Source organism: Streptosporangium sp. NPDC020072, assembly GCF_040631445.1.
GTDB lineage: Bacteria > Actinomycetota > Actinomycetes > Streptosporangiales > Streptosporangiaceae > Streptosporangium.
Map to the genome: position 1 here is coordinate 1 of NZ_JBEYAB010000026.1, position 25,764 is coordinate 25,764.

Annotated in this window: 22 protein-coding genes; all 22 read left to right on the forward strand. The window is 70.0% G+C overall.

The genetic code is table 11. The features are described from left to right. Positions 1 to 798 precede the first annotated feature (798 nt). The 22 genes from ABZ470_RS40340 to ABZ470_RS40445 all read left to right on the forward strand — a co-directional run bounded on the left by ABZ470_RS40340 (position 799) and on the right by ABZ470_RS40445 (position 25,700). On the forward strand, positions 799 to 2,091 hold the full coding sequence (locus ABZ470_RS40340; RefSeq protein ID WP_362918441.1) for a folylpolyglutamate synthase/dihydrofolate synthase family protein: 1,293 nt from the start codon (positions 799 to 801) through the stop codon (positions 2,089 to 2,091). After that, positions 2,088 to 2,444 carry a DUF4233 domain-containing protein gene (locus ABZ470_RS40345; protein ID WP_352016363.1) on the forward strand — a complete coding sequence of 119 codons (357 nt, stop codon included), beginning with the start codon at positions 2,088 to 2,090 and terminating at the stop codon, positions 2,442 to 2,444. The genes ABZ470_RS40340 and ABZ470_RS40345 overlap by 4 nt, the downstream gene beginning before the upstream one ends. 11 nt (positions 2,445 to 2,455) lie before the next feature. Further along, positions 2,456 to 4,150 (forward strand): hypothetical protein, encoded by a 1,695-nt coding sequence (locus tag ABZ470_RS40350; protein ID WP_362918393.1) that lies wholly within the window; start codon positions 2,456 to 2,458, stop codon positions 4,148 to 4,150. Positions 4,151 to 4,241: 91 nt separating this feature from the next. After that, positions 4,242 to 4,652 (forward strand): nucleoside-diphosphate kinase, encoded by a 411-nt coding sequence (ndk, locus tag ABZ470_RS40355; RefSeq protein WP_352016361.1) that lies wholly within the window; start codon positions 4,242 to 4,244, stop codon positions 4,650 to 4,652. 182 nt (positions 4,653 to 4,834) lie between these two features. Next, positions 4,835 to 5,866, forward strand: coding sequence for a rod shape-determining protein (locus ABZ470_RS40360; protein WP_352016360.1), 1,032 nt, complete (start codon positions 4,835 to 4,837; stop codon positions 5,864 to 5,866). Then, on the forward strand, positions 5,866 to 6,789 hold the full coding sequence (gene mreC, locus ABZ470_RS40365) for a rod shape-determining protein MreC (RefSeq protein ID WP_362918396.1): 924 nt from the start codon (positions 5,866 to 5,868) through the stop codon (positions 6,787 to 6,789). Before ABZ470_RS40360 ends, mreC begins: the two co-directional genes overlap by 1 nt. Further along, complete coding sequence (gene mreD, locus ABZ470_RS40370) at positions 6,779 to 7,306, forward strand: rod shape-determining protein MreD (RefSeq protein ID WP_352016358.1); 528 nt, start codon at positions 6,779 to 6,781, stop codon at positions 7,304 to 7,306. The genes mreC and mreD overlap by 11 nt, the downstream gene beginning before the upstream one ends. Positions 7,307 to 7,358: 52 nt before the next feature. Then, positions 7,359 to 9,437: a penicillin-binding protein 2 gene (mrdA, locus tag ABZ470_RS40375; protein ID WP_352016357.1), complete on the forward strand. Its 2,079-nt coding sequence runs from the start codon at positions 7,359 to 7,361 to the stop codon at positions 9,435 to 9,437. Then, positions 9,434 to 10,597: a rod shape-determining protein RodA gene (gene rodA, locus ABZ470_RS40380; protein ID WP_362918398.1), complete on the forward strand. Its 1,164-nt coding sequence runs from the start codon at positions 9,434 to 9,436 to the stop codon at positions 10,595 to 10,597. Before mrdA ends, rodA begins: the two co-directional genes overlap by 4 nt. A gap of 114 nt (positions 10,598 to 10,711) precedes the next feature. Continuing rightward, complete coding sequence (locus tag ABZ470_RS40385; RefSeq protein ID WP_184715420.1) at positions 10,712 to 10,936, forward strand: hypothetical protein; 225 nt, start codon at positions 10,712 to 10,714, stop codon at positions 10,934 to 10,936. Positions 10,937 to 11,039: 103 nt separating this feature from the next. Further along, positions 11,040 to 12,467, forward strand: coding sequence for a hypothetical protein (locus tag ABZ470_RS40390; RefSeq protein ID WP_352016355.1), 1,428 nt, complete (start codon positions 11,040 to 11,042; stop codon positions 12,465 to 12,467). Beyond that, the gene (locus ABZ470_RS40395; RefSeq protein ID WP_352016354.1) at positions 12,464 to 13,360 is read left to right on the forward strand and encodes an aminoglycoside phosphotransferase family protein; all 897 of its coding nucleotides are present in this window, start codon (positions 12,464 to 12,466) and stop codon (positions 13,358 to 13,360) included. Before ABZ470_RS40390 ends, ABZ470_RS40395 begins: the two co-directional genes overlap by 4 nt. Positions 13,361 to 13,377: 17 nt before the next feature. After that, positions 13,378 to 15,288, forward strand: a complete 1,911-nt coding sequence (locus ABZ470_RS40400) for a TIGR03960 family B12-binding radical SAM protein (RefSeq protein ID WP_352016353.1) — start codon at positions 13,378 to 13,380, stop codon at positions 15,286 to 15,288. 69 nt (positions 15,289 to 15,357) lie between these two features. After that, the gene (locus tag ABZ470_RS40405; protein WP_352016364.1) at positions 15,358 to 16,182 is read left to right on the forward strand and encodes a TIGR03936 family radical SAM-associated protein; all 825 of its coding nucleotides are present in this window, start codon (positions 15,358 to 15,360) and stop codon (positions 16,180 to 16,182) included. 97 nt (positions 16,183 to 16,279) lie between these two features. Then, positions 16,280 to 18,979 (forward strand): Rne/Rng family ribonuclease, encoded by a 2,700-nt coding sequence (locus ABZ470_RS40410; protein WP_362918400.1) that lies wholly within the window; start codon positions 16,280 to 16,282, stop codon positions 18,977 to 18,979. A 221-nt stretch (positions 18,980 to 19,200) separates the two neighbouring features. After that, on the forward strand, positions 19,201 to 19,503 hold the full coding sequence (gene rplU / locus ABZ470_RS40415) for a 50S ribosomal protein L21 (protein WP_352016351.1): 303 nt from the start codon (positions 19,201 to 19,203) through the stop codon (positions 19,501 to 19,503). Positions 19,504 to 19,522: 19 nt separating this feature from the next. Then, positions 19,523 to 19,780, forward strand: a complete 258-nt coding sequence (gene rpmA, locus ABZ470_RS40420) for a 50S ribosomal protein L27 (protein ID WP_352016350.1) — start codon at positions 19,523 to 19,525, stop codon at positions 19,778 to 19,780. Between the two features lie 104 nt (positions 19,781 to 19,884). Further along, positions 19,885 to 21,237 carry a GTPase ObgE gene (gene obgE, locus ABZ470_RS40425; protein WP_352016349.1) on the forward strand — a complete coding sequence of 451 codons (1,353 nt, stop codon included), beginning with the start codon at positions 19,885 to 19,887 and terminating at the stop codon, positions 21,235 to 21,237. Positions 21,238 to 21,295: 58 nt separating this feature from the next. Next, positions 21,296 to 22,420: a glutamate 5-kinase gene (proB, locus tag ABZ470_RS40430; protein WP_362784390.1), complete on the forward strand. Its 1,125-nt coding sequence runs from the start codon at positions 21,296 to 21,298 to the stop codon at positions 22,418 to 22,420. Between the two features lie 17 nt (positions 22,421 to 22,437). Then, positions 22,438 to 23,730: a glutamate-5-semialdehyde dehydrogenase gene (locus ABZ470_RS40435; RefSeq protein WP_362784388.1), complete on the forward strand. Its 1,293-nt coding sequence runs from the start codon at positions 22,438 to 22,440 to the stop codon at positions 23,728 to 23,730. Positions 23,731 to 23,779: 49 nt separating this feature from the next. After that, positions 23,780 to 23,953 (forward strand): hypothetical protein, encoded by a 174-nt coding sequence (locus ABZ470_RS40440; RefSeq protein WP_352016346.1) that lies wholly within the window; start codon positions 23,780 to 23,782, stop codon positions 23,951 to 23,953. Positions 23,954 to 24,119: 166 nt separating this feature from the next. Then, positions 24,120 to 25,700, forward strand: a complete 1,581-nt coding sequence (locus ABZ470_RS40445) for a serine/threonine-protein kinase (protein WP_362918403.1) — start codon at positions 24,120 to 24,122, stop codon at positions 25,698 to 25,700. Positions 25,701 to 25,764: the final 64 nt, after the last annotated feature.

The window sequence follows — 25,764 nt, forward strand, 5'->3', positions numbered from 1 at the left end:
GGTGGCGAAGGCCGCCCCTTTTTTGTGTGGGGTTCCCCGCGGGGTTGGTTCTGGGTTCCCTGGGGTTTTTGGTGTGGTGGGGTTGTGTTCCAGGCGGGGCGTGGGGGGTGGCGGGAGCTGCCCTCCTTTTTTGTGTATGCCTGGCTTTGGGTGCGTGTGGGTGTTTGAGGGGCGGCGGTAGCTGCCCCTTTTTTGTTTCAGGAGCGGGGCGGGAGGGCGTGGGGTTCGCTGGACAGGATGGTTACCGCTCCGCTCGTTCGGTCGGCTTCATCCGGTCTTCCAGGGTGTTGTGGTGGGTGGGTTGCGTTCCAGGCGGGGTGCCTGGGGCGCGTTTGGGGGTTGGGGGTGGCTGGCGGCTGCCCCTTTTTTGTTTGTGCCCGGCCTGGAAAGGTGATGTGAGGGGTGGCGAGGCTGCCCCTTTCTCTGGTGCGGGGTGGCTTCGCCGTCGGGGCTGTTTCTTTTCTGGTTCAGCAGCAGCCTCCGGCAGCGGTCTCGGGGAAGGTGTTGTCTGCCGGCGGGGGTCCACGGGGCGATCAGGTTGATCCTGTTCGCCCTGGTCGTGGACGGCCCTGGTTGTGGACGGTGAGGTCCCGGGTCGGGGGCCGGAGAAGGCCGAAGGGCCGCTCCTCCGGCGGCCGGTGTCCGACGGTCCCCACGGTCCCGGCATCGTGTCGGGAGCGAGCCCTACCTTCTCTGAAGGCGTTGTGAAGGGGCGCACAGGGCGTGGGGCAGGGGGAAGAGCGGCTTGTGGGTCAGTAGGCTTGAGGCGTGGAATATCGAGCGGTCGAACAAGCAATCATGGAACGTGGCGTCGAGTGGAACTTCGAGCCCACTCTCGACAGGATCGCCGCGCTCATGGATGTGCTCGGTTCCCCTCAAGACGCCTATCCGATCGTGCATGTCGCCGGCACCAACGGTAAGTCGAGCACGACGCGCATGATCGAGACGCTTCTGCGTGAGCGCAATCTGCGTGTCGGTCGCTTCACCAGTCCGCACCTGGTGTCCATGCGTGAGCGCATCTCGATCGACGGCCTCCCGCTGAGCGAGGAGCGTTTCACCGAGATCTATCTGGACATCGAGCCCTACCTCAAGATGATCGACGCTCAGGGACGCAGGCTTTCCTTCTTCGAGACGCTCACCGCGATGGCCTTCGCGGCCTTCGCCGATGCTCCCGTGGACGTGGCGGTCATCGAGACGGGTATGGGCGGCAGCTTTGACGCGACCAATGTCGCCGACGGTACGGTCGCCGTCATCACTCCGATCTCCCTGGACCACGTCGACTATCTCGGCCCGGACGTCGCGACGATCGCCGGGGAGAAGGCCGGGATCATCAAGCCGGGGGCGACCGCCGTACTCGCTCAGCAGCAGCTTCCCGCTGCGGAGGTGCTGGTGCGCAGGGCCGTGGAGGCCGGGGCGACGGTGGCCAGGGAGGGGCTGGAGTTCGGCGTGCTCGGCAGGGAGCTGGCGGTCGGCGGGCAGCTGCTCCGCCTCAAGGGGCTCAAAGGGGTCTACGAGGAGGTTCTCCTCCCCCTGTACGGCGCGCACCAGGCGGGCAACGCCGCCTGCGCGCTGGCCGCCGTCGAGGCGCTGACAGGAGGGGAGGAACCCCTCGGCATCGAGCTGGTACGACAGGCCTTCCTGAACGTCACCTCACCCGGAAGGCTGGAGGTCGTACGGCGGGGCCCGACGGTGCTCGTGGACGCCGCGCACAACCCGGGCGGGGTGCAGGCGACCCTGGAGGCCGTCCACGAGTCCTTCGGCTTCGGCAAGCTCATCGGTGTGGTGGCCATGTTCGCGGACAAGGACGTCCAGGGCATTCTCGAGCTGATGGAGCCCATGATGGACGAGATCGTGGTGACAAGGAACTCCTCGCCGAGGTCCATGGAGCCGGACAGGCTCGCGGCGCTGGCCGGAGAGATCTTCGGAGCCGACCGGGTTCGTCTGGCCGAACGACTCGACGAGGCGATCGACATGGGGATCGGCCTGGCCGACGAGGAGGGAGAGTTCGCCGGTGCCGGTGTGTTGATCACCGGCTCCGTGGTCACGGCCGGAGACGCGCGGTTGCTGCTGAAGGCGGAGGAGGCCACGTGAGCGAGAGGCGGGGCATGTTCACCGTCACGCCGGGTATGCGGCGGCTCTGTGCCAGTGTGCTGGGCATGGAGGCGATCGTCGTCGGCCTTTTCACGCCGGTGGCGATCAACACCCAGGGGGTCGAGCCCGCTTTCGCGGTGACGGTCGGGCTGGGTCTGGCCGTCCTCTGCGTCCTGGTGGTGGGTCTGTTGAAACACCCCTTCGCCTACATCGTGGGAAGCGTGATCCAGGTTCTGGCCATAGCCGCGGGTTTTCTCGTTCCGACCATGTTCTTCCTTGGGGCGATCTTCGCCGCACTGTGGATCACGGCGATATTCGTCGCTCGCCGTGTCGAGGGCGTGACTTCCCGCTAAAGTCGGCCAACATGGCCGTCCCTCCCATGCAGCCGGCCCGGGGGGTGGCCGCCGGGTCCGCTGACCTGGCGCGTCCTCTCCGTGCCTCGCTGATGCTCGACGTCATCCTAGGGCTGCTCGTCGCGGTGACCCTTCCCCTGGCGATCGTCGCCGTTCCCAACACGATCTCGGTGGTCGCGGCACTGCTGCCGCCTGACGTCTCCCAGATCGAGATGGTCAGGGCACACGGGCTCGCCCTACCCGCGATGGTGCTGACCGTGCCGCTCGCCGCACTGTTCTTACGCCGGGTCAGGGCGGTGCCGGTCCTGGTCGCCGGACTGGCGTTGCTGGCGCTCGCGGACGCGGCCGGGGGCTACGCCGGGTCGGCGTCCCTGGTCGGGGTGCTGCGGGCTCTGCACGGTGTCGGAGCCGGGCTGTTGCTGCCCGCCAGTCTTGTGACGGTCTGGGAACGCTCCGCCGTCCTGCGTGCCCTCTGGGCGGGCATGCTGGCGGTGAGCCTCACGGCCGCGCAGGCATTGGCCCTGTGGCCGCTCAACGAGGTCAGGTCCTGGAGGGTCGCGCTCCAGCCGTACCCCATGCTGACCGGAGTGGCGTTGGTGCTGGCCGCCGTCTACCTCGTGTTCTGGATAAGGAGCGGTGAAGGTTCCGCGAGTCCCGAGGTCATGCGGGGCGGTCGCCTGCCGGTCGCGGCGGGGTCGGCCGCGGCGGTGGCGACACTGGCCCTGGGCACGACGTTCGACTGGCCGCCGGGCCTGCTCGTTCTCGTCGCGGTGCTGTCGATCATCGGGCTTTTCCTCCTGGCTTCGGCGAGCGGGTTCGGGGAAGGGGCGGGCAGGGCTCCCGCCTACACGATGCTGGTGGTCGGCGTCGTCGTCCTGCCGACCGCGGCGCAGGTCACCAATGTCGAGCTGGGTGGGTTGAGTGGTCCCGGGCTCAGCGGGCTGTGGCCGGCGTTCCTGGTCGCCGGGATCCTCGGACTGGCCGCGGCCGTCGCGGTGAGCAGACTCGGAGAGTCCACCGCACCGCTGTGCGCCGCGGGTGGCCTGGCCGTCCTGGTCGCCGGGCTGTGCGCGGTCAGGGCGTTGCTGCCCACCGCGGAGGGGCTCGCGCTCCTGTTTCCCTTCGCACTGCTCACGGCGGGTGCCGCCGTGGCCCTGACAGCGGTGCTGCGTCCTTCGGGAGTGGGAGTGGCGCTGTTCGCTCTCTCGCTGTTCCTGCCGGGGATCCTGTCCGGCTTCCTGCTGGGGACCGGCGTCCAGCTCACCATGCTGCGGCAGGCGGAGACCCCGCAGGCGATGGTGGACGCGTTCGTCGGGGCGCTGCATCTGTGGGCGCTCGTCGGTGGCGGTCTGGTGGTCGCCACGATCGTGCTCGGCGCCGCGCTGGCCCGCCGTACGGTCGTGGTCCGTGCCGGGGCCGTCGAAGACGAGGCGTCGCAGGAGGGGGTGGTGGGGAACGAGAGGAGCGTTTCGGTCCCGGCGCCCGCGCCGCCGGTCGACTCGGCCCCATCTCCGGTGGGGTCCACGGGCGATGACCGATCCGCCGACGAGGCCGAGGAGGAGGGGCCCGACGGGGCCGTTCCCGAGACCGGTCCCGGGCGAGATCCGGGAGCGGCGGGCGCACCCGAGCCGGGGACGTTGCCGGTCGTGCCGCCGCCGACTCCGTCCCCCGAGGGGGCGCTGGGAGACGGGGTGGACCGCCCATGACGTCGCCGACCACGGGGAACCGGGCCGAGGGCGATAAACTTCGCGCGTTCCTCGCAGTCCGCGAGTCATCCCCGTTCAAAGGAGAACCTCAGTGTCCGAGCGCACTCTTGTCCTGATCAAGCCCGACGGTGTCGCGCGTGGTCTCATCGGTGACGTGATCGCCCGGATCGAGCGCAAGGGCCTGAAGGTCGCGGCGCTTGAGCTGCGCACCCTGGACGTCGACACCGCCAAGGCCCACTACGCCGAGCACTCGGAGCGGCCGTTCTTCGGCGAGCTGGTCGAGTTCATCACCTCCGGCCCGCTGGTCGCGCTGGTCGCCGAGGGTCCTCGCGCGGTCGAGGCCTTCCGTGCCCTGGCGGGTCTGACCGACCCGGTGAAGTCGGCTCCCGGCACGATCCGTGGTGACCACGCCCTGGAGATCGGTGAGAACGTCGTGCACGGCTCCGACTCTCCCGAGTCCGCCGCCCGCGAGATCAAGCTCTTCTTCCCGGACCGTTTCTAGGTCTCCGGCTTCGCGGAGCCCCGTCGCCTGGGAGGGTGACGGGGCTCCGCGTGTTTGAGACGCTCTAAGATTTTCCCGGATCTGGTGGGCTCATTGCGCTCAGTGGTGGGTACGTCACGTTACGATTCGAGTGCGTTCTGTAGTTTTCGCCGACGACCTGACGGAAGGAGGCCGCCTTCCTCATGAGCAGCAAGCTTGCATTTCTCGGCCGCGACATGGCGGTCGATCTCGGCACCGCCAACACGCTCGTCTACGTGCGGGGCCGCGGTGTGGTTCTCAACGAACCCTCCGTCGTCGCGATAAACACGACCACGGGAAAGATCGTGGCCATCGGCATCGAGGCCAAGCGCATGATCGGCAGGACACCGGGGAACATCATGGCGATCCGCCCCCTCAAGGACGGTGTGATCGCCGACTTCGACGTCACCGAGCGCATGCTCCGTTACTTCATCCAGCGGGTGCACCGGCGCCGTCAGTTCGCCAAGCCGCGCATCATCATCGCGGTGCCGAGCGGGATCACCGGGGTCGAGCAGCGGGCGGTCAAGGAGGCCGGCTACCAGGCGGGGGCCCGGGGGGTCTACATCATCGAGGAGCCGATGGCCGCCGCGATCGGGGCCGGGCTTCCGGTGCACGAGCCCACGGGCAACATGGTGGTCGACATCGGCGGCGGGACGACCGAGGTGGCGATCATCTCGATGGGCGGGGTCGTGACCAGCCAGTCGATCAGGATCGGCGGTGACGAGCTGGATCAGGCGATCATCACCTTCGCCAAGAAGGAGTACTCGCTGATGCTCGGTGAGCGGACCGCCGAGGAGATCAAGATGGCCATCGGCTCCGCCTGCGCGCTTCCCGAAGAGGGGCACGCCGAGATCCGGGGCCGTGATCTGGTCACCGGCCTGCCCAAGACGGTCGTCGTCTCCGCGGCCGAGATCCGCAAGGCCACCGAGGAACCGGTGAACGTGATCGTCGACGCGGTCAAGACGACGCTGGACAAGTGCCCGCCGGAGCTCTCCGGAGACCTGATGGACCGTGGGATCGCGCTCACCGGGGGCGGCGCGCTGCTCAAGGGCATGGACGAGCGGCTCAAGGACGAGACGGGCATGCCGATTCACCTGGTGGACAACGCGCTGGACTCCGTCGCGCTCGGTTCGGGTAAGTGCGTCGAGGACTTCGAGGCGCTGCAGCAGGTCCTGGTGTCGGAACCGCGACACTGATGAGGGACACGCGCCGGGCACGGATGAGTCTGGGAGTGCTGCTGGCCGCGGCGCTGGTGCTCATGACCGTCGACCACCGGGCGGGGGCGAACTCCCCGCTCAGCCCGCTCAGAGGAGTTGGCGCCGAGCTGTTCGGCGCCGCGGAGAACTTCGGGGCGGGGCTGGTCCGGCCGGTCGGGCACTTCTTCGAGACGATGGCGGCCGCTCCGGACGCGCAGCGCCGCATCGACGTGCTGCGCGCGGAGAACCAGCGGCTCAGACGGGACCTGACGGCGCAGGCGCTGGATCGTGGGCACGCACAGGAGCTGAGCCGCCTGCTCGGTGTCGCGGGGGCCGCCGGATACCGGCTGGTGCCCGCCCAGGTGATCGCCCGGCGTGGCACGCCCGGCTTCGAGGAGGCCGTACAGCTCGACGTGGGCAGCACCGATGGGGTGCGCTCCGAGATGACCGTGCTGAACGGCGACGGCCTGGTCGGCAGGGTGGTGCAGGTGGGCACCTCGACCTCGACGGTGGTGCTGCTCAGTGACCCGGCCTCCGCGGCGGGGGCGCGCCTTGAGGGGAGCAACGAGATCGGGCTGGTGCACGGGATCGGGCAGAACGGTCGTCTGCTCCGGTTCCGTCTGCTCGACTCCTCGGCGCAGATCGTGCCGGGACGCCGCATCGTGAGCTTCGGCTCCCAGCGGGGCGCGCCGTACGTGGCGGGGGTGCCGATCGGGGTGGTCGAGCGTGTGGTGGCGACTCCGGGGGAGCTGACCAGGGTGGCCTACGCGCGGCCGTACGCCGATCTGACGGCGCTGGACGTGGTCGGGGTGGTGGTGCAGGCGCCCCAGCGTGCCCCACGGGACACCGTGCTGCCGGCTGTGCCACGGGGAAAGGCCCCGCGTGGGGACGGGCCGCGTGAGGAGGCGGAGGGTGAGCCGTGACCTGGGGGCCGTCGCGGTGCTTCTGCTGGCCCTTGTCGTTCAGGTGACGTTCGTGAACCGGATTCCGCTGCCCGGCGGGGCCGCGCCCGACCTGGTGCTGCTCACCGTCGTGGGGTACGCCCTGGTCCGTGGCGCGGCCGCGGGGGCGGTGATGGGGTTCGGCGCAGGGTTCGCCGGTGACGTGCTGCCGCCTGCCGCCCATGTGCTCGGGCAGTACGCGCTGGTGCTGTGCCTGATCGGGTTCGCCGCGGGCAGGGCGGGGGAGAGCCGTCCCGACGCGAGGCTGCCGGTCGCGCTGGCCTGCGCCGCGGCGGGGCCGCCCGCCGTCGCGGTGGTCAGCGTGCTGCTCGGGGAGCCCGGTGCGGGCGGGGACGTGCTGGCCTCTCCGCTGCCCTGGGCGATCGGCTACAACCTGCTGGCGGCGCCTCCGACGGTGTGGTTGGTGATGAGGATCGTCAAGGGGCCGCGCGAGCGGGAGTTGCGGCCGGTCACGCATCTGGTTCGGGGACGTAGATGAGCGGACGGCGAGGCTGGGGCGGGACGCCGGTCCCGGCCCGCGGGAGGCGGGCATGATCAGGACACGGACCAGGCTGGTCGTGATCCAGGTCCTGGTGGCCTCGCTGCTGGCGTTGCTCGCCGTACGGCTGTGGCAGGTGCAGGTGGTGCGCGGGGCCGAGTTCGTCGAGGCGGCGACCGAGACGCGGACCCGTGACGTGGTCGTACCCGCGGTGCGTGGGCAGATCCTCGACTCGGCGGGGCGCCCGCTGGTACGCAACCGGACCAGGCTCGTGGTCTCCGTCGACCGTACGAGCCTCAACCGCATGGAGGGCAACGGCAGGGAGGTGCTGCAGCGTCTGGCGGCGGTGCTCGACCGTAAGCCGTCGGAGCTGCGCATGCGGATCAGGGCGTGCGGGCCGGGGGTCACCAGGCCGTGCTGGCCGGGCTCGCCGTACCAGCCGATTCCGATCGACGACGACGTCACGACGCGTGAGGCGCTGCAGATCCTGGAGCGGCAGGAGGAGTTCCCCGGGGTGACCGCCGAGGTGCAGGCGGTCAGGGAGTATCCCGGCAACTCGGCGGGGGCGCAGGTGCTCGGCTACCTGCAGCCGATCACACAGGAGGAGATGGAGAGGCGCGACGGGTTCAAGGCGGTCTTCTCCGGGGTCGACCTGGTGGGCCGTGACGGTCTTGAGGCGGTCTACGACAAGGAGCTCCGAGGGGTTCCCGGGCTGAGACGGGTGCAGGTCGACCGGCTCGGCAAGGTGATCGGGGTGGAGCGGCAGGTGCAGCCGACTCCGGGTGACACGCTCATCACCAGCATCGACGCCAGGGTGCAGGCGGTGACGGAGAAGGCGCTGGCGGAGGCGATGAAGTCGGCGCCGTCCGCGGACGGAGCGGCGGGGGTCGTGCTCGACGTGCGGACCGGCAGGGTGGTCGCGCTGGCCAGCGCGCCGACCTACAACCCGGCGGTGTGGACGGGAGGCATCTCGGAGCCCGAGTACCAGCGGCTGCTGTCCGGCAAGGCGGGCAGGCCACTGGTGTCCAGGGCGATCAAGGGGGAGTTCGCGCCGGGCTCGACGTTCAAGATCTCCTCGGTCTCCGCGATGCTCAGGGACGGGTATCCGCTGCACGGGCACTATGACTGCCCGGGGTCCTTCATGGTCGGCAGCAGACCGTTCAACAACTTCCACGGCATCGGGATGGGCACCCTGACCCTGCACACGGCGCTGGTGAAGTCCTGCGACACGATCTTCTACCGGGCGGCGTACGAGCAGTGGTTGCGTGACGGGGGGCTGCGGCCCAGGGGCAAGACGAAGGAACCGATGGCGGTGATGGCGCGGGCCTTCGGATTCGGCAGGCCGACGGGGATCGACCTGCCGGGGGAGTCGGCGGGGCGCATCCCCGACCGCGAGTGGAAGAAGCAGCTGTGGGACGCGACCAAGACGGAGAACTGCAGGCGGGCCAAGAGCGGATATCCGGAGGTCGCCAGGTCAAGTCCGTCGCGGGCGGCCTTCCTCAAACAGCTGGCGTACGAGAACTGCCTGGAGGGCTACCAGTGGCGGCCCGGAGACGCGGCCAACTTCTCCATCGGGCAGGGTGACGTGCTGGTGACTCCGTTGCAGCTCGCCGCGGCCTACTCGGCGCTCGTCGGTGACGGCAAGCTACGCAGTCCCCGTATCGGCTGGGCGCTGGTACGGCCGGACGGCACCATGGTCAAGGAGATCAAGGTCCCGGTCGTCGGCAAGCTGCCGCTCTCCCAGGCCGAACGGTCCTACATCAGGGGGGCGCTCAGCGAGGTCGCCTCGGACGGCACGGCCGCCGGCGCCTTCGGCGGGTTCCCCATGGACAAGGTCAGGGTCGGCGGCAAGACAGGGACCGCCGAGGTGTACGGCAAGAACGACACCTCCTGGTTCGCCTCGTTCGCCCCGGCGCAGAAACCGCGTTTCGTGATCGTCGTGATGGTCTCCCAGGGCGGGATGGGAGGTCAGACCGCGGCTCCGGCCGCGCGGAAGATCTACGAGGGCATCTACGGCATCGCGCCGCAGGACGGTCAGGGCAAGGGGAAGCCGGTGCGCGCGGCGCTGCCCGACCACCGGCCCGCGACCAGGTTGCCGATGATCGAGCGGGACGGGACCGTGGCCCGATGAACCGCACGATGGCCGTGCCGGCCGGTGGTTCCCTCACACGCAGGGCGGTCGCGGCCTCCTCCGCGGTGCGCAGGATGGACGGGGTGCTGCTGGTCGCGGTCGCCGCGCTGACGGTGATCGGGACGTTGCTGGTCTGGTCGTCGACCAGGACCTGGGCGCCCGGCTCGACCGGCCTCGTCAAGAAGCACATTCTCAACGTGGCCATCGGGATCGCGCTGACCAGCGTGGCGGTGATGGTCAACCACAGGTCGCTGCGGGTCTACGCGCCGCTGGTCTACGTCATGAGCCTGGTCGGCCTGGTGCTGGTGATCACGCCGCTCGGCTCGACGGTGAACGGCGCCCACTCGTGGATCATGCTGGGGGGTGGGTTCGCCTTCCAGCCCTCGGAGTTCGCCAAGCTCGGGCTGGTGCTGATGCTCGCCATGCTGCTGGCCAGACCGGTCAGGGGCACCGACAGGCCCCGCACGCTGGACATCGGGCTCTCGCTCGGGGTCGCGGGGTTCACCATGGGGCTGGTGATGCTCCAGCCGGATCTGGGCACCACGATGGTCCTCGGGGTGATCACGGCCGGGGCGCTGGTGATCGGGGGCGTCAGGAAGCGGTGGATTCTCGGGCTGGCGTTGCTCGTGGTCTGCGGGGTGGTGGCCGTCTGGTTGCTCGACGTGCTTGAGCCGTACCAGATCGCGCGGTTCACCGCTTTTCTGAACCCCGCGAGCGATCCGCGGGGAGTCGGCTACAACAGCACCCAGTCGCTCATCGCGATCGGGTCGGGGGGGCTCTTCGGCAAGGGGCTGTTCGAGGGGGGTCAGACGACGGGGCGGTTCGTGCCGGAGCAGCACACCGACTTCATCTTCACCGTCGCCGGGGAGGAGTCCGGCTTCCTCGGGTCGGTCGCCGTGGTGGCGTTGATCGGGGTGATCCTGCTGCGCGGCATGAGGATCGCGCGGTTGTGCGACGACCGGTTCGGGACGCTGGTGGCGGGGGTGATCGTCTGCTGGCTCGCCTTCCAGGCCTTCGTCAACATCGGGATGACGATTGGAATCATGCCGATTACAGGTCTTCCTCTGCCGTTTGTCTCGTATGGTGGTACTGCGACCTTCGCCAATATGATCGCCATAGGCTTGCTCCAGGCCATCCACATTCGCGAGCAACCATTCTGAATCGGCGAACATGAGAGCCGTCCGCATGTTCGCACCCCTGGATTCTCACTGGATTTCCGTGCGTCAAGCGAACATTCTGGGAACGATGACGGAACTCGCGATGACGGAGGGGCCGTGACATCGGAGCTCGCCGAGCGGCAACGGGCACTGGAACTGCTACGTACCGCGTTCCCCGATTATCGGATCGTGTTCAGCAAGGGTCGCTGGGCCGCTGTTTCGGCCGGGAACCCACCTGCGGTATGGTTCGCCGAAACTCCGAGCAGCCTGTGCGGGCAGCTGTTCCAGGCTCAGCTGCGCAACGGTGGGACGGTGGTTCCCTTCGGCGGTAACGGTTCATGAGGGAGAAACTCCCCTTAACCGGCGAAATGCTCTCAGGTCCACCCGATGTCGGTCAGACCACTAGCGTGGGGGCGACCCCATCGGGAAAGGGCCGAAAAAGCCTATGACCCAGAGTTCGAGGGGCGGAGACCGTGCCGCCCTCGCCTGCGCCACCATCATCCGCAACCGTACGCTCGCCGCTCTGCCGGGACCGCCGTCCGCGGCCGTCATACAGCAGATGGTCGAGGAGATCCACAGCTGCTGCCCGCAGCAGAGCCTGTTCAAATGCCGCAGGCTCGCCCACGGGTGGACCGTCGAGGAGGCCATAGAGCACTTCCACGCCCTGTGCGACAGGGAGGGCATCAAGCGACGAGGCCTGACCGAGCGTTCGTGGCGGGAGTGGGAGGCGGGCGCGCGACCCGACCGTGACTACACCGATCTGCTGTGCAGGCTCTTCGAGACCGGCCCCGTCCAGCTCGGCTTCGCCAACGACTACACACCTGAGGGGCTTCGGGCCGTGCCGTCGGCGCCGCCCGCCTTCGACATGATCACGGTCGCGGCCGACGAGGCCGGTGCGCACGCGGAGGAGGCGGAGGCGAGCGAGTTGGGCACGGGTGCGCTGGAACGGCTGCGGACACAGGTCATCTGGGTCGGCAAGCGCTACGTCGCCGAGGCGCCGCTGCCGCTGTTCGTCGAGATGCGCGAGTTGCAGGAGCGCACCAGGAAGGCGCTGGACAAGCGCATCCACCCCGGGCAGGCCAGGGAGCTGTACTTCCTCACCGGCGCGCTGTGCGGGCTGATGGCCAACGTCAGCATGGACATGGACCGCCGTATCCCCGCCGACACCCTCGCCCGGGCCGCGTGGACCTACGGCAAGGTGGCCGGGCACATCGCGCTCATGGGCTGGGCGCGTGGCATGCAGTCCTCCGTCGCGCTGTGGGACAGACGCTACGGCGACGCCGCCAGATACGCCGAGGAGGGCCTGAGCTACCTGCGTGCGGGGTCGGGCGCGGCCCGCCTGCACATGCTGTGCGCCCGCTCCTACGCCATGCTCGGCCGCAGGAGAGAGGCCGCCGACCAGCTGCGCAGGGCTGAGGACGCCAGGGCGGCGGGCTCCGACGAGCTGCACGACGAGATCGGCGGGGAGTTCGCCTTCCGCCCGGCCAAGGAGCGCTACTACGCGGCGGTCACCCACCTGCACCTCGACGAGCCCGCCTCGGCCATCGAGGCGGCCCGCGAGTCGCTGGCGCTGTACGCCGCGGGGGAGCCGGAGAACCGCTCATACGGATGTGAGTCCATGGCCAGCGCGCACCTGACGGTCGCCCACATCATGGAGGGCGACGCCGCGGGAGCCGAACAGGCGATGGAGCCGATTCTCGCGCTCGCGCCGGACAGACGCATCAGCAGCCTGGGCGCGACCCTCAGCACAGGTCGTGAGCTGCTGGCATCCCGGCCCGGCGGGCAGCAGCTGGCCAGGCAGATCGAGAGTTTCTGCGCGGTGGGTCTGCCCCAGCGGGCCCGCCACGCCATTTCAGACAGGAGTGGACGATGACGATTGCCGCGGAGGGCTCGCTCCTCACCAGGGCAGCCATGGCACTCAACGAGGCATGCCGGAAGGCCGATCTGGACGCGGACGGGGTCACGCTGCTGCGTGACTTCGCCAACACCGTCTACCACCTGCCAGCCGAGCGCGTCGTCGTACGGCTGGCGCAGGCGAACACCCCCGGGAAGTTCGACCGCCTGGTGACCTCGGTGAAGGTCACGCGCTGGCTGGTCGAACAGGGCTTCCCCACGATCAGGCCGCTTGAGATCAAGCAGCCGATCGTCGCCGAGGGGTTCCTGGCCACCTTCTGGCACCACGAGGAGCACATCGGCCCCCCGCCGGACCCGGCTCAGCTCGGGCCGCTGCTGCGGCGGCTGCACGACCTTCCGCCGGTGCCGTTCGAACTGCCGACCCACGACCCGTTCGGCACCGTGCGCAGGTCGATCCTGGCCGGTCTCGCCCTCGGGGAGGCCGACCGTGCCTGGCTCCTGGAACGTTGCGAGGCGCTGGCCGAGACCTACTACGAGCGGCTTGAGTTCGCGCTGCCGTACGGGCTGGTGCACGGGGACGCCCACCGGGGGAACATGATCCGCACCCGTGACGGGTTCCTGCTGTGCGACTGGGACGGGGTGTGCGCCGGGCCGAGGGAGATCGACCTGATTCCCACGCTCGCGGGCGTGCGCTTCGGGCTGACCGAGCGCCAGCGGAGCAATTTCAGCCAGGCCTACGGCTACGACGCGACCAGGTGGGAGGGGTATCCGGTGCTGCGCGACATGCGCGAACTGCAGACCCTCACCGCCGTGCTGCGCAACGCGCACCGCGACGAGACCGCCTTCGCCGAGCTTCGGCACCGCCTCGACTCGCTGAGGGCGGGCGACGATCGCCAGTGGCACCCTTTCTAGGCGGATAGTCTTGGCCTATGCCTGTCGAGTCGTTGTTTCCCCGCCTGGAAGCGCTCCTGCCCAGGGTGCAGAAGCCGATCCAGTACGTCGGAGGTGAGCTCAACTCGACCGTCAAAAGCTGGGACGAGGCGACGGTCCGCTGGGCTCTGATGTATCCGGACGCCTACGAGGTGGGCCTGCCCAACCAAGGCGTGCAGATCCTCTACGAGATCCTCAACGAGATGCCGGAGACCCTGGCCGAGCGGACCTACGCGGTCTGGCCCGACCTGGAGGCGCTCATGCGGGCCGAGGGGGTTCCCCAGTTCACCGTCGACGCGCACCGCCCCGTGCGGGCGTTCGACGTGTTCGGGATCTCCTTCTCCACCGAGCTCGGCTACACCAACATGCTCACCGCGCTCGACCTCGCCGGCATCCCGCTCGACGCCGCCGACCGGGGCGAGGACGACCCGATCGTCCTCGCCGGAGGTCACGCGGCCTTCAACCCCGAGCCGATCGCCGACTTCATCGACGCCGCGGTGCTCGGGGACGGCGAGCAGGTCGCCATCGCGATCACCGAGGTGATCCGCGAGTGGAAGGCCGAGGGCTCGCCCGGCGGGCGCGACGAGCTGCTCATGCGCCTGGCCGAGTCCGGCGGGGTCTACGTGCCCCGCTTCTACGACGTCGAATACCACCCCGACGGCAGGATCCAGCGGGTGGCGCCGAACCGCTCGGGCGTGCCCTGGCGCATTCACAAGCACACGGTCATGGACCTCGACGAGTGGCCCTATCCGAAGAAGCCGCTGGTCCCGCTGGCCGAGACCGTGCACGAGCGGTTCAGCGTCGAGATCTTCCGCGGCTGCACACGCGGCTGCCGCTTCTGCCAGGCAGGGATGATCACCCGCCCGGTCAGGGAGCGTTCGATCACCACGATCGGCGACATGGTCGAGGCCGGGATCAAGGCCTCGGGCTTCAACGAGGTCGGCCTGCTCTCACTGTCGTCGGCCGACCACTCCGAGATCGGCGAGGTCGCCAAGGGACTGGCCGACCGCTACGAGGGCACCAACACCTCGCTGTCGCTGCCCTCGACCCGGGTCGACGCCTTCAACATCGACCTGGCCAACGAGTTCTCCCGCAACGGCCGCCGTTCCGGCCTGACGTTCGCCCCCGAGGGGGGATCGGAGCGGATGCGCAAGGTGATCAACAAGATGGTCACCGAGGAAGACCTGATCAGGACCGTCACCACGGCCTACAGCCAGGGCTGGCGGCAGGTGAAGCTCTACTTCATGTGCGGCCTGCCGACCGAGGAGGACATCGACGTCCTGGGCATCGCCGACCTGGCCAGAAAGGTCATCAAGGCCGGTCGCGAGGCCACCGGGTCGCGTGACGTGCGCTGCACGGTCTCCATCGGCGGGTTCGTGCCCAAGCCGCACACCCCCTTCCAGTGGGCGGCCCAGGCCTCCCACGAGGTGGTCGACCACAGGCTCAAGGCGTTGAAGGACGCCCTGCGCGGCGACAAGGAGTACGGCCGCGCCATCGGCATGCGCTACCACGACGGCAAACCCTCGATCGTCGAGGGGCTGCTGTCCCGGGGCGACCGCAGGGTCGGTGAGGTCATCCGCGCGGTGTGGCAGGACGGCGGCCGGTTCGACGGCTGGAGCGAGCACTTCTCCTACCAGCGCTGGATGGACGCCGCCACCAAGGTCGGCATCGACGTCGACTGGTACACCACGCGGGAGCGCGAGGAGAACGAGGTGCTCCCCTGGGACCACCTCGACGCGGGCCTCGACCGCGAATGGCTCTGGCAGGACTGGCAGGACGCCGTCAACGACGTCGAGGTCGAGGACTGCCGCTGGAGCCCGTGTTACGACTGCGGCGTGTGCCCGACCATGGGCACCGAGATCCAGATCGGGCCCACGGGGAAGAAGCTGCTGCCACTGACGGTTGTCTGAGATAGGCCGTGCGTGAGCACGGCCCGCTGACAAAGGCGACCATCACGACTTGGGAAGGACGAAACCACTCTGAAACCCGTTCCCGATGGGCCGGCGCCCGCGCCGGTCGCGCAGCGTCTACGCGTCCGATACGCCAAGCGCGGCCGTCTGCGCTTCACCAGTCACCGTGACATCTCCCGGGCGGTGGAACGTGCCGTCCGCCGCGCCGACGTGCCGGTGGCGTTCAGCGCGGGCTTCTCACCCCACCCCAGGATCTCCTACGTGGGCGCCGCCGCGCCGACCGGAGTCGCGAGCGAGGCCGAATACCTTGAGATCGCCGTGACCCGGCGATGCGACCCCGACCGGCTGCGCGCCGCCCTGGACGACTCGCTCCCGCCGGGCCTCGACGTGCTGGCGGTCGTCGAGGCGGCCGGGGAGAACCTGTCCGACCGGCTCGAATGCTCCGCGTGGGAGGTACGGCTGCCGCAGGCGGATGCCGCCCTCGCGGCCGTCGCGGTCGAGGAGTTCAAGGCCGCCGAGCGCGTCGAGGTCGAGCGCCTGACGAAGAAGGGGCTGCGCCGCTTCGACGCCCGGGAGGCGGTGCTGGGTCTTGAGACCCGTGAGGCAACTGAGGGAATTGGGACAACAGCAGGTCAGGGGTCCAGTCAGCCATGTGTCATACTTCGCATGGTTGTACGGCACGCTACTCCTGCCGTTCGACCCGACGACGTTCTTACCGGACTGCGTCTTGTGGCTGGCTTCGCGCCGCCGGTGCCCCCCGAGGTGACCAGGCTGGCGCAGGGACCGCTCGACGTGATGACCGGTGAGCCCGCCGATCCCTTCGGCCTGGACCGCGACACCACGCGCGGCGGCGAAACGGAACCGGTGGGCGGGCACGTCGGCGGCGACCTATAGGACTTGGCGCCGGACCCGCGGGCCCGGCGTACAGCGAGAGACGAGAGCTCCCGCGCGGCGCGGAGACGCGCCCGGGAGCTGACGGGAGAACGCCCGCATGCTCGACAACGAGCCCGGAACCGGGGCCACAGGCCCTGGCGGGGACACAGAGGAACAGCCGAAGCAGGCACCGCGCAGGCGGGCCGCGAGCAGGCCGGCGGGCCCTCCGCCGGAGGAGCCGGAGACCGCCCCGCCGGTGGTCGTGGTCACCAGACCCGAACCGGAGCCCGAGCCCGTAGGGGAGCCGGTCGCCACGGCGGCGCCTGAGGTGACGGCGCCCGAGCCGGCTCAGGAGGAGGCGCCCAAGCGCGCCACCAGACGAAGGACGACCGCGGCGACGGGTACGACCACGCGGCGGAGCCGTACGAAGAAGACGGCCGAGGAGACGGCGGAGCCGGTCGCCGCGGCTGAGGAGAGCGCCCAGGAACCGGCGCAGGAGGCCCCCGCGCCCGCCAGGCGCAGCCGTACGCGGAAGAAGGCCGTCCAGGAGGAGACGCTCCCCGAGCCGGTCGCCGAGTCGGTTCCGGCTGAGGAGGCCGAGGAGGTCGCCGAGGGGCTCCTGCTCGCGATGCCCGCCGACGAGCCGCTGGACGACGAGCCCGCCGGCGAGGACGTCGCCGAGGAGCGCCCCGGTCTGTTCGCCGACCCGTTCGGCCTGGCCGCACAGGAACGTTTCGAGGTTCCCACCGTCACCTTCCAGGCGCCCGCCGCGGTGTTCCAGCCGCTGTTCCAGGCGCCCGACCCCTACCGTGCGGAACCGCCCGCCCGCCCCGCCGCGCCGCAGCCGCCCGAGCCGCCGCAGCCTGAGCCCGAGGCCGTGGAGGATGAGGCGGAGGGCGCCGAGGAGCCCGAGGACGACGACTCGGAGGGGGACGAGTTCGAGGGCAGCCGTCGCCGTCGCCGCCGCAGGGGCGGCCGCGGCCGGGGCAAGACGCGTGAGCTCGACGAGGCCGACGAGGACGACTCCGAGCAGCGGCAGCCGCAGGAGGAGGAGACCTCCGCAGAGGCCGTCCAGGAGGAGGAGCAGGACAGCGGCGGCACCTCCCGCCGTCGCCGCCGTCGCCGCCGCAGGGGCGCCGACGACGCGGGTGAGCTCAACGACGACCCGCCGAACACGGTCGTGCGCATCCGCGCGCCCAGGGCCGGTCGCAGCACCTCCGCCGACGAGGTGCAGAGCGTGCGCGGCTCGACCCGCCTGGAGGCCAAGAAGCAGCGCCGCAGGGAGGGCAGGGAACTCGGCAGGCGGCGTCCGCCGATCATCACCGAGTCGGAGTTCCTGGCCCGCAGGGAGTCGGTCGAGCGCGTCATGGTCGTGCGCCGCACCGGTGGCCGTACCCAGATCGCGGTCCTTGAGGACGGCGTGCTGGTCGAGCACTATGTCAACCGTGAGGCGAGCCAGTCCTACGTGGGCAACGTCTACCTCGGCAAGGTGCAGAACGTCCTGCCCAGCATGGAGGCGGCCTTCGTCGACATCGGCAAGGGCCGTAACGCGGTGCTCTACGCCGGTGAGGTCAACTTCGACACCGTGGGCCTTGAGGGCCAGCCGAAGCGGATCGAGGTGGCGCTGAAGTCGGGCCAGTCGGTGCTGGTGCAGGTCACCAAGGACCCCATCGGGCACAAGGGCGCGCGACTCACCTCACAGATCAGCCTTCCCGGCCGTTACCTGGTCTACGTGCCCGACGGCTCGATGACCGGTATCAGCCGCAAGCTCCCCGACAAGGAGCGCACCCGGCTCAAGGGCATCCTGAAGAAGGTGATGCCGGAGAACGCGGGCGTCATCGTCCGCACCGCCGCCGAGGGGGCCTCCGAGGAGGAGCTCGGCCGCGACGTGGCCAGGCTGTCGGCCCAGTGGGAGAACATCCAGCGCAAGGCCAAGTCGGCCAGCGCGCCCGAGTTGCTGTCGTCCGAGCCCGACCTGACGGTCCGGGTGGTCCGCGACGTGTTCAACGAGGACTTCACCTCACTGGTCGTCGCGGGTGACGACGTGTGGGAGACGGTCGACGAGTACGTCCACTACGTGGCGCCGCACCTGGCCGACCGGCTCGTCAGGTGGCAGGAGCAGGGCGACGTCTTCGCGGCCTACCGGATCGACGAGCAGATCGCCAAGGCGATGGAGCGCAAGGTCTGGCTGCCCAGCGGTGGCTCGCTGGTGATCGACAGGACCGAGGCCATGACGGTCGTCGACGTCAACACCGGCAAGTTCACCGGCCAGGGCGGCAACCTTGAGGAGACCGTCACCCGCAACAACCTGGAGGCGGCCGAGGAGATCGTCCGTCAGCTCAGGCTGCGGGACATCGGCGGCATCATCGTCATCGACTTCATCGACATGGTGCTGGAGAACAACCGGGACCTGGTGCTGCGGCGCCTGCTTGAGTGCCTGGCCCGCGACCGGACCAAGCACCAGGTGGCGGAGGTCACCTCGCTCGGCCTGGTCCAGATGACCCGTAAGCGGGTCGGGCAGGGGCTGCTCGAGGCCTTCTCGACCGTCTGTGAGTGCTGCAACGGCCGTGGCCTGCACGTCTCGACCGAGCCGGTGGAGAGCAAGCCCGAGCCGCGTGGCACCCAGGGCAAGATGGCCGTGGAGAAGGCCGTCGCGGAGAAGCTCGTCAAGGACGGCCACGCCGTCGCGGCCAGCGAGGTGTCCGGCCGTGATACGGTGACCGATGCGCTTGATGACGTCCGAGGTGAGGACGCGCAAGCCGTACAGGCTTCGGGCCGGGGGCGGCGACGCTCCCGTAAGGCCAAGACGGCCGACTAGACCCGTTCCACAGGATTTCCACGAGGGACGGGCCTGGCCCGGCCTACCGACGTTCCGCCCGGTTCGACCAGGAGACCGGTAATCCGGTACCCTGGTGAACCGGTGCGCTCATGGCGTGCCCTGTTCGCGCGCCTACCTGGTTCGTCGGTCACAATCAATGCCCACGGCCGGATGCGGGGCGCAGCATCCAGCGAGCAAACAGTCAGAAGAAGGGTTCCGCGGTGTACGCGATCGTTCGTTGCGGCGGCAGGCAGCAGAAGGTCTCCGTCGGTGACGTCCTTGAGGTGGACAAGGTCGCCGGCGAGGTCGGTTCCACGGTTTCGCTGCCGACGGTGCTCGTCGTCAACGATGGCGATGTGACCACCGAGGCGGGCAAGTTCACCGTCGCCGCCGAGATCCTCGGCGAGACCAAGGGTCCGAAGATCCGGATTCTCAAGTACAAGAACAAGTCCGGCTACAAGAAGCGCCAGGGTCACCGCCAGCGTTACACGCAGGTGAAGATCACCGGCATCAACCAGGCCTGAGTTTCGGGAGTTTTGCGAGATGGCACACAAGAAGGGCGCGTCGTCCACTCGGAACGGCCGTGACTCCAACGCCCAGCGGCTCGGTGTGAAGCGCTTCGGCGGCCAGCTGGTCAACGCCGGTGAGATCATCGTTCGCCAGCGTGGCACCCACTTCCACCCCGGCGACAACGTCGGCCGTGGTGGCGACGACACGCTGTTCGCGCTGGCCGCGGGTCACGTGAAGTTCGGCGTCAAGCGCGGTCGCCGCGCAGTGAGCATCGTCCCGGTCGCGGAGTAGATCCGCACCGACAGACGTCAACGGCAGGGGTGGATCGCATAGGCGGTCCACCCCTGTTCGCGTTTTAAAACGGGTATTTCCGCATATGGGGGTAGGGAGCAGGCATGCCGGACTTTGTGGACCAAGTGGTCCTGCACATCAAGGCCGGTGACGGGGGACATGGCTGCGCCTCTGTCCATCGGGAGAAGTTCAAGCCGCTCGGCGGCCCCGACGGAGGCAACGGAGGCCGCGGCGGCGACGTGATCCTTGAGGTCGACGCCAACACCGCGACGCTGCTGGACTACCACCGCCGCCCGCACCGCAAGGCGGCCAACGGCAAGCAGGGCCAGGGGTCCAACCGTGACGGGGCGAACGGCGACGACGTCGTGCTGCCCGTCCCCGACGGCACCGTCGTCAGGAACGCGACGACCGGCGAGGTCCTGGTCGACATGATCGGCGCCGGCACCCGCTACGTGATCGCCGAGGGCGGCCACGGCGGGCTCGGCAACGCCGCCCTGGCCTCGACCAAGCGCAAGGCCCCCGGTTTCGCGCTGCTCGGCGAGGCCGGCGACGAGCTCGACGTGATGCTGGAGATGAAGAGCGTCGCCGACGTCGCCCTCGTCGGCTTCCCCAGCGCGGGCAAGTCCTCGCTCATCGCCGCCCTCTCCGCGGCCCGACCCAAGATCGCCGACTACCCGTTCACCACGCTGATCCCCAACCTCGGCGTGGTCACCGCGGGCGACACGATCTTCACCGTGGCCGACGTGCCCGGCCTGATCCCGGGGGCGTCCGAGGGCAAGGGGCTGGGGCACGAGTTCCTGCGGCACGTCGAACGCTGCAACACCCTCGTGCACGTGATCGACTGCGCGACCATGGAGCCGGACCGCGACCCGATCAGCGACTACGAGGCGATCGAGGCGGAGCTGAGGGCGTACGGCAAGCTGGAGGACCGGCCACGTCTGGCCGTGCTCAACAAGGCCGACGTCCCCGACGCCCGCGAGTTGGCCGACATCGTCAGGCCGATGCTTGAGGAGCGGGGCATGCGGGTCTTCACGATCTCCGCGGCCACCCACGAGGGCCTCAAGGAGCTGACCTACGCGATGGGCGAGATGGTCGACGCCGCGCGGAAGGCCGCGCCGGTGGTCGAGCCGACCCGCCTGGTCATCAAGCCCAAGCAGCTCGGCGACACGGGTTTCACGGTGCGCCGGGTCGACGACAACACCTTCCAGGTCACCGGGGCGAAGCCGGAGCGGTGGATCCGCCAGACCGACTTCACCAACGACGAGGCCGTCGGTTACCTGGCCGACCGTCTCGAACGGCTCGGGGTCGAGGAGGAGCTCACCAAGGCGGGTGCGAAGGCGGGCGCCGAGGTGATCATCGGCTCCATGGAGAGCGGCTACATCTTCGACTGGCAGCCGACCCTCAACGCCGAGGCCGTGCACCAGGGGCCGCGCGGTACGGACAACAGGCTCGGATAGCCTGCTGTCCAGCGGTGATCTCCGCGGCCCCTCCGACTTCGGGAAAGGTGAGCGTTTCGTGGACTCTGTGCGCGATCGAATCCGTACGGCCTCGCGCCTCGTCGTGAAGGTGGGTTCGTCGTCGCTCACGACCCCGCAGGGGACGATCGACGTCGACCGGGTCGACGCCCTGGTCGACGTGCTCGCCGCGCGCCGTACGGCGGGGACGCAGGTCGTGCTGGTCTCCTCCGGGGCGATCGCGGCGGGCCTCGGCCCGCTCGGTCTCTCGGCCAGGCCGCGTGACCTGGCCACCCAGCAGGCCGCGGCCTCGGTCGGCCAGGGGGTGCTGGTCGCCCGCTACACCTCCTCCTTCGCCCGCTACGGCCTGCGGGTCGGCCAGGTGCTGCTGACCGCCGACGACATGATGCGCCGCTCGCACCACGTCAACGCCCAGCGCACGCTGAGCAGGCTGCTCGAACTCGGCATCGTCCCGGTGGTCAACGAGAACGACACCGTGGCCACCGACGAGATCCGCTTCGGCGACAACGACCGGCTCGCCGCCCTGGTCGCCCATCTGACGCGGGCCGACGCCCTGGTGCTGCTGTCCGACGTGGACGCGCTCTACGACGGCGACCCGCGCCGTCCCGGTGCCAGCAGGCTGCGGGAGGTGCGCGGCCCGCAGGACCTGGTCGGGGTCGAGCTGGGCAGGGGCGGCGCCGTCGGCACCGGTGGGATGGTCACCAAGGTGCAGGCAGCCAGGATCGCCACCGGTGCGGGCGTGCCGGTGGTGCTGACCGCGGCCGCGCACGCCGCGCAGGCCCTCGCGGGCGCCGATATCGGCACCTGCTTCCACCCCGACGGCCGTCATCCGGGCACCCGCCTGCTCTGGCTGGCGCACGCGACCACCGGGCGGGGCAGGCTCCACCTGGACTCGGGTGCGGTGGACGCCGTGGTCGGGCGCCGCAAGTCGCTGTTGCCCGCCGGGGTCACCGCCGTCGAGGGAGACTTCGCCGCGGGTGACCCGGTCGATCTGTGCGGGCCGCTCGGCGGGGTGGTCGCCAGGGGACTGGTCAACTTCGACGCCGTGGAGATCCCGGACCTGCTCGGCCGTTCGACGCGTGAGCTGGGCGCCAGCCTGGGTCCGGAATATGAACGCGAGCTCATCCACCGTGACGACATCGTCATACTGGAGTCCCACCACTAGTTCTTTTGGAGCGCGACATGTCCGAGGACTTCCTGAAGGTAGCCCTGGCGGCTAAGGAGGCCGCCGCCGAGCTGGCCCCGCTGCCGCGGGCCCCGAAGGACGTCGCGCTCCGCGCGATCGCCGACGCCCTGGTCGCCAGGTCGGCCGAGATCGTCGCCGCGAACGCGCTCGACGTCGAGCGGGCGGAACAGAACGGCGTCCAGGCCTACATGATCGACCGGCTCAGGCTCGACGAGGGACGGGTCGCCGCCATCGCGGACGCCGTACGCCAGGTCGCCGACCTGCCCGACCCGGTCGGTGAGGTGATCCGGGGCGGCACGCTGCCCAACGGCCTCGAACTGCGCCAGCTCAGGGTGCCGCTCGGCGTGATCGGCATCATCTACGAGGGCCGTCCCAACGTGACCGTGGACGCCGCCGCGCTCTGCCTGAAGAGTGGCAACGCGACCCTGCTGCGCGGCTCGTCGAGCGCCTACGAGTCGAACACGGTCCTGGTGAGGATCATGCAGGAGGCGCTGGCGGGCACCGACGTCCCGGCCGGGGCCGTACAGCTGGTGCCCGGGCAGTCCAGGGAGTCGGCCAAGGAGCTCATGCGGGCCCGTGGCCTGGTCGACGTGCTGATCCCGCGCGGCGGGGCCTCACTGATCAACTCGGTGGTCGAGGAGTCGACGGTCCCGGTCATCGAGACCGGTGTCGGCAACTGCCACGTCTACGTGGACGCCGAGGCCGACCTCGACCTCGCCCTGGAGATCCTGGTCAACGCCAAGGCGCAGCGCCCCTCGGTGTGCAACGCCGCCGAGACGTTCCTGGTGCACGCCGACGTCGCGGACGCCTTCGTGCCGCGCGCGCTGGCCGCGCTGGCGGCCGAGGGCGTGACGGTGCACGGCGACGCCAGGATCGCCGCCCACGGTGACGGCGTGGTGCCCGCGGGGGAGGAGGACTTCCTGGCCGAGTATCTCTCGCTGGACATCGCCGCGGCCGTCGTGGACTCCCTGGAGGAGGCGGTCGCGCACATCAGGAGGTACGGCTCGGGCCACACCGACGCCATCGTCACCCGCTCCGTCACGGCCTCCCGGCGGTTCGTCGCCCTGGTCGACTCGGCCGCGGTCGCGGTCAACGCCTCGACCAGGTTCACCGACGGCGGCGAGTTCGGGTTCGGCGCCGAGATCGGCATCTCCACCCAGAAGCTGCACGCGCGCGGGCCCATGGGCCTGCCGGAGCTGACCTCCACCAAGTGGGTCTACACCGGTGAGGGGCATCTGCGCACCGGTGCGGGCACGGTCATCGCCTCCTCGGGTGCTACGAACGGTTAGAGCGTGTCGCTCCGGGTGATCGGGGCCCAGGATGGTTTGACTGGGCCCCATGGAGACCGTGATCGCGTTCCTGTTCGTCGTCGTCGTGCTGGCGTGCCTCGACCGCCTGATGCTGTGGCTTGAGGGCAGGGGGCATGTGCGCTGGCGCCGTACCGGAAGGCGGGACCTGTCGGCCGAGCCGACGGCGGAGCTGGACAGCCTCCTGGAGGACTCCCGCCCCTGAATCGGCACGGATCTTTCCCCTCCTACGGCGCGCCTCCGGAAAATCGTCATATTCGCCCGCTAGGGTGAGGACTCCTATGGCTGGAGAGCAGGGAAGCACGGGCGAACGTGCGACCCGGTAGGCACAGCGGTCCCCCCAGGGCCATGTGGCCGACGCAGGAGGTCACGTGGGTCGTCTCGGGCGCGTCGGCTCCTACACGTTGGTTGAGCGCTTAGGCCGGGGCGGCATGGGTGAGGTCTACCACGCGACCAACAAGCGTGGTGAGAGCGTCGCCCTCAAGATGCTCCACGACGCCGTCGACGCCGACGCCGAGTCGCGAATACGCCTCGAACGCGAGGTGCGCGCGCTGCGCCGGGTCGAGAGCCCCTACGTCGCGCGGGTCCTCGACGCCGACCTCGCCTGTGAACGCCCCTACCTCGTCATGGAGTACATCGAGGGCGACACTCTCCTCGACCGCGTACGGCGCGGCGGCCCGCTCGGAGGGACGGCGCTGATCAACCTGGCCCACGGCCTGGCCACCGCCCTGTCGATCACCCACGCGGCCGGGATCGTCCACCGTGACCTCAAGCCCGCCAACGTCCTGATCAACGTGGAGAACGACCCGGTCCTGATCGACTTCGGCATCGCCCAGGTGCTGGACGCCACCCGGCTCACCCTGACCGGAACCTTCCTGGGCACCCCCAGCTACGCCGCTCCCGAGGTGTTCGCCGACGAGCCCGTCGGCGAGCCCGCGGACGTGCACGCCTGGGCGGCGACCGTCGCCTTCGCGGCGACGGGGCGCCCCACCTTCGGCAGGGGACCCGCCGAGGCGCAGATGTACGCCATCCTCAACGGCCAGGCCGACCTGGCCGGTGTCCCGGCGGCGCTGCTCCCACTGGTGCGGGCGGCCCTGCACCGGGAGGCGGCCAAGCGCCCGACCGCGGCCCTGCTCACCGCCCGTCTCAGCCGCCTGGCCCGGGCCGCGGGAGCGGAGCAGCGGCCGCGCGGCGCGACGCGCCAGGTTCCGGTGGCCGCCGCGGCGGGTGCGGCGCGCAGAGCGGAGGCACGCCCGCGTGGGACGGGCACCAGGACGGAGGAGCCGCCGCGGGCCGGACGGCCCGTCCAGGGGCACGAGGGGGCCACGCGTCAGCCCGTGACCGGTGAGCCGTCCGGGGACAGGCCCGTCCGGCGGATGGTCAGGAGGCCGCGGGCGGGAAGCACAGCAGAGGACTCCGCGCCCGGCAGGCCGTCCCAGAAGGGCAGTGCGGCGCTGGGGTTGCTGCTGGCCGTACTGGCCGTGCCGTGTGTCGTGGCGACCGTGATCTGGCCGGTGGCCACCTTCGCCGTGACGGGGGCCTGCGCCGCGCTGGTCCGTTCGGTCTGGGCCGGGCACCGGCTGGCGCGCGGACGCAGGACGGCCAGGTCGCGGGGTGTCCTGCGGGCCGCGTCCTTCCCGCCGGTCTTCGCGATCTCGCTGCTGACCGTGCTCGCCTGGCCGGGGGTTCCCGCCGCCGCGGCGGCCTGGGTGACCCTGTGGCTGGCCTGCGGGGGTTCACCGCCGCCTGAGTGGTGGTTGCAGCCTGCCCCGGTGATCCTCGCGGGCGTCGTGTTCGGCGTCCTCTGCGGCATGATCGTCAACCGGGAGGTGGAGCGGGTCGGCGCGAGGTTCCCCGAGCTTCACAAGGAGGGGCTGCGCATGCTCGCGTTGCTGGGCGGGTTCGTCGCCCTGTGCGCGGCCGCGGTGCGCGCGCTCGCGTTCCTGATCTAGCCTCCGGAGCGCCTCACGGGGCCTCCGGAAGGGGTGGCCTTCGGAAAAGGCCCGGAAGGCGGCC

Excerpts from the sequence above, each read along its gene's own strand:
- ABZ470_RS40340 (WP_362918441.1), top strand. The coding sequence starts at position 799 with ATGGAACGTGGCGTCGAGTGGAACTTCGAGCCCACTCTCGACAGGATC.
- ABZ470_RS40350 (WP_362918393.1), top strand. The coding sequence starts at position 2,456 with ATGGCCGTCCCTCCCATGCAGCCGGCCCGGGGGGTGGCCGCCGGGTCC.
- ABZ470_RS40360 (WP_352016360.1), top strand. The coding sequence starts at position 4,835 with ATGAGCAGCAAGCTTGCATTTCTCGGCCGCGACATGGCGGTCGATCTC.
- mreC (WP_362918396.1), top strand. The coding sequence starts at position 5,866 with ATGAGGGACACGCGCCGGGCACGGATGAGTCTGGGAGTGCTGCTGGCC.
- mrdA (WP_352016357.1), top strand. The coding sequence starts at position 7,359 with ATGATCAGGACACGGACCAGGCTGGTCGTGATCCAGGTCCTGGTGGCC.
- rodA (WP_362918398.1), top strand. The coding sequence starts at position 9,434 with ATGAACCGCACGATGGCCGTGCCGGCCGGTGGTTCCCTCACACGCAGG.
- ABZ470_RS40390 (WP_352016355.1), top strand. The coding sequence starts at position 11,040 with ATGACCCAGAGTTCGAGGGGCGGAGACCGTGCCGCCCTCGCCTGCGCC.
- ABZ470_RS40395 (WP_352016354.1), top strand. The coding sequence starts at position 12,464 with ATGACGATTGCCGCGGAGGGCTCGCTCCTCACCAGGGCAGCCATGGCA.
- ABZ470_RS40400 (WP_352016353.1), top strand. The coding sequence starts at position 13,378 with ATGCCTGTCGAGTCGTTGTTTCCCCGCCTGGAAGCGCTCCTGCCCAGG.
- ABZ470_RS40410 (WP_362918400.1), top strand. The coding sequence starts at position 16,280 with ATGCTCGACAACGAGCCCGGAACCGGGGCCACAGGCCCTGGCGGGGAC.
- rpmA (WP_352016350.1), top strand. The coding sequence starts at position 19,523 with ATGGCACACAAGAAGGGCGCGTCGTCCACTCGGAACGGCCGTGACTCC.
- obgE (WP_352016349.1), top strand. The coding sequence starts at position 19,885 with ATGCCGGACTTTGTGGACCAAGTGGTCCTGCACATCAAGGCCGGTGAC.
- ABZ470_RS40435 (WP_362784388.1), top strand. The coding sequence starts at position 22,438 with ATGTCCGAGGACTTCCTGAAGGTAGCCCTGGCGGCTAAGGAGGCCGCC.
- ABZ470_RS40440 (WP_352016346.1), top strand. The coding sequence starts at position 23,780 with ATGGAGACCGTGATCGCGTTCCTGTTCGTCGTCGTCGTGCTGGCGTGC.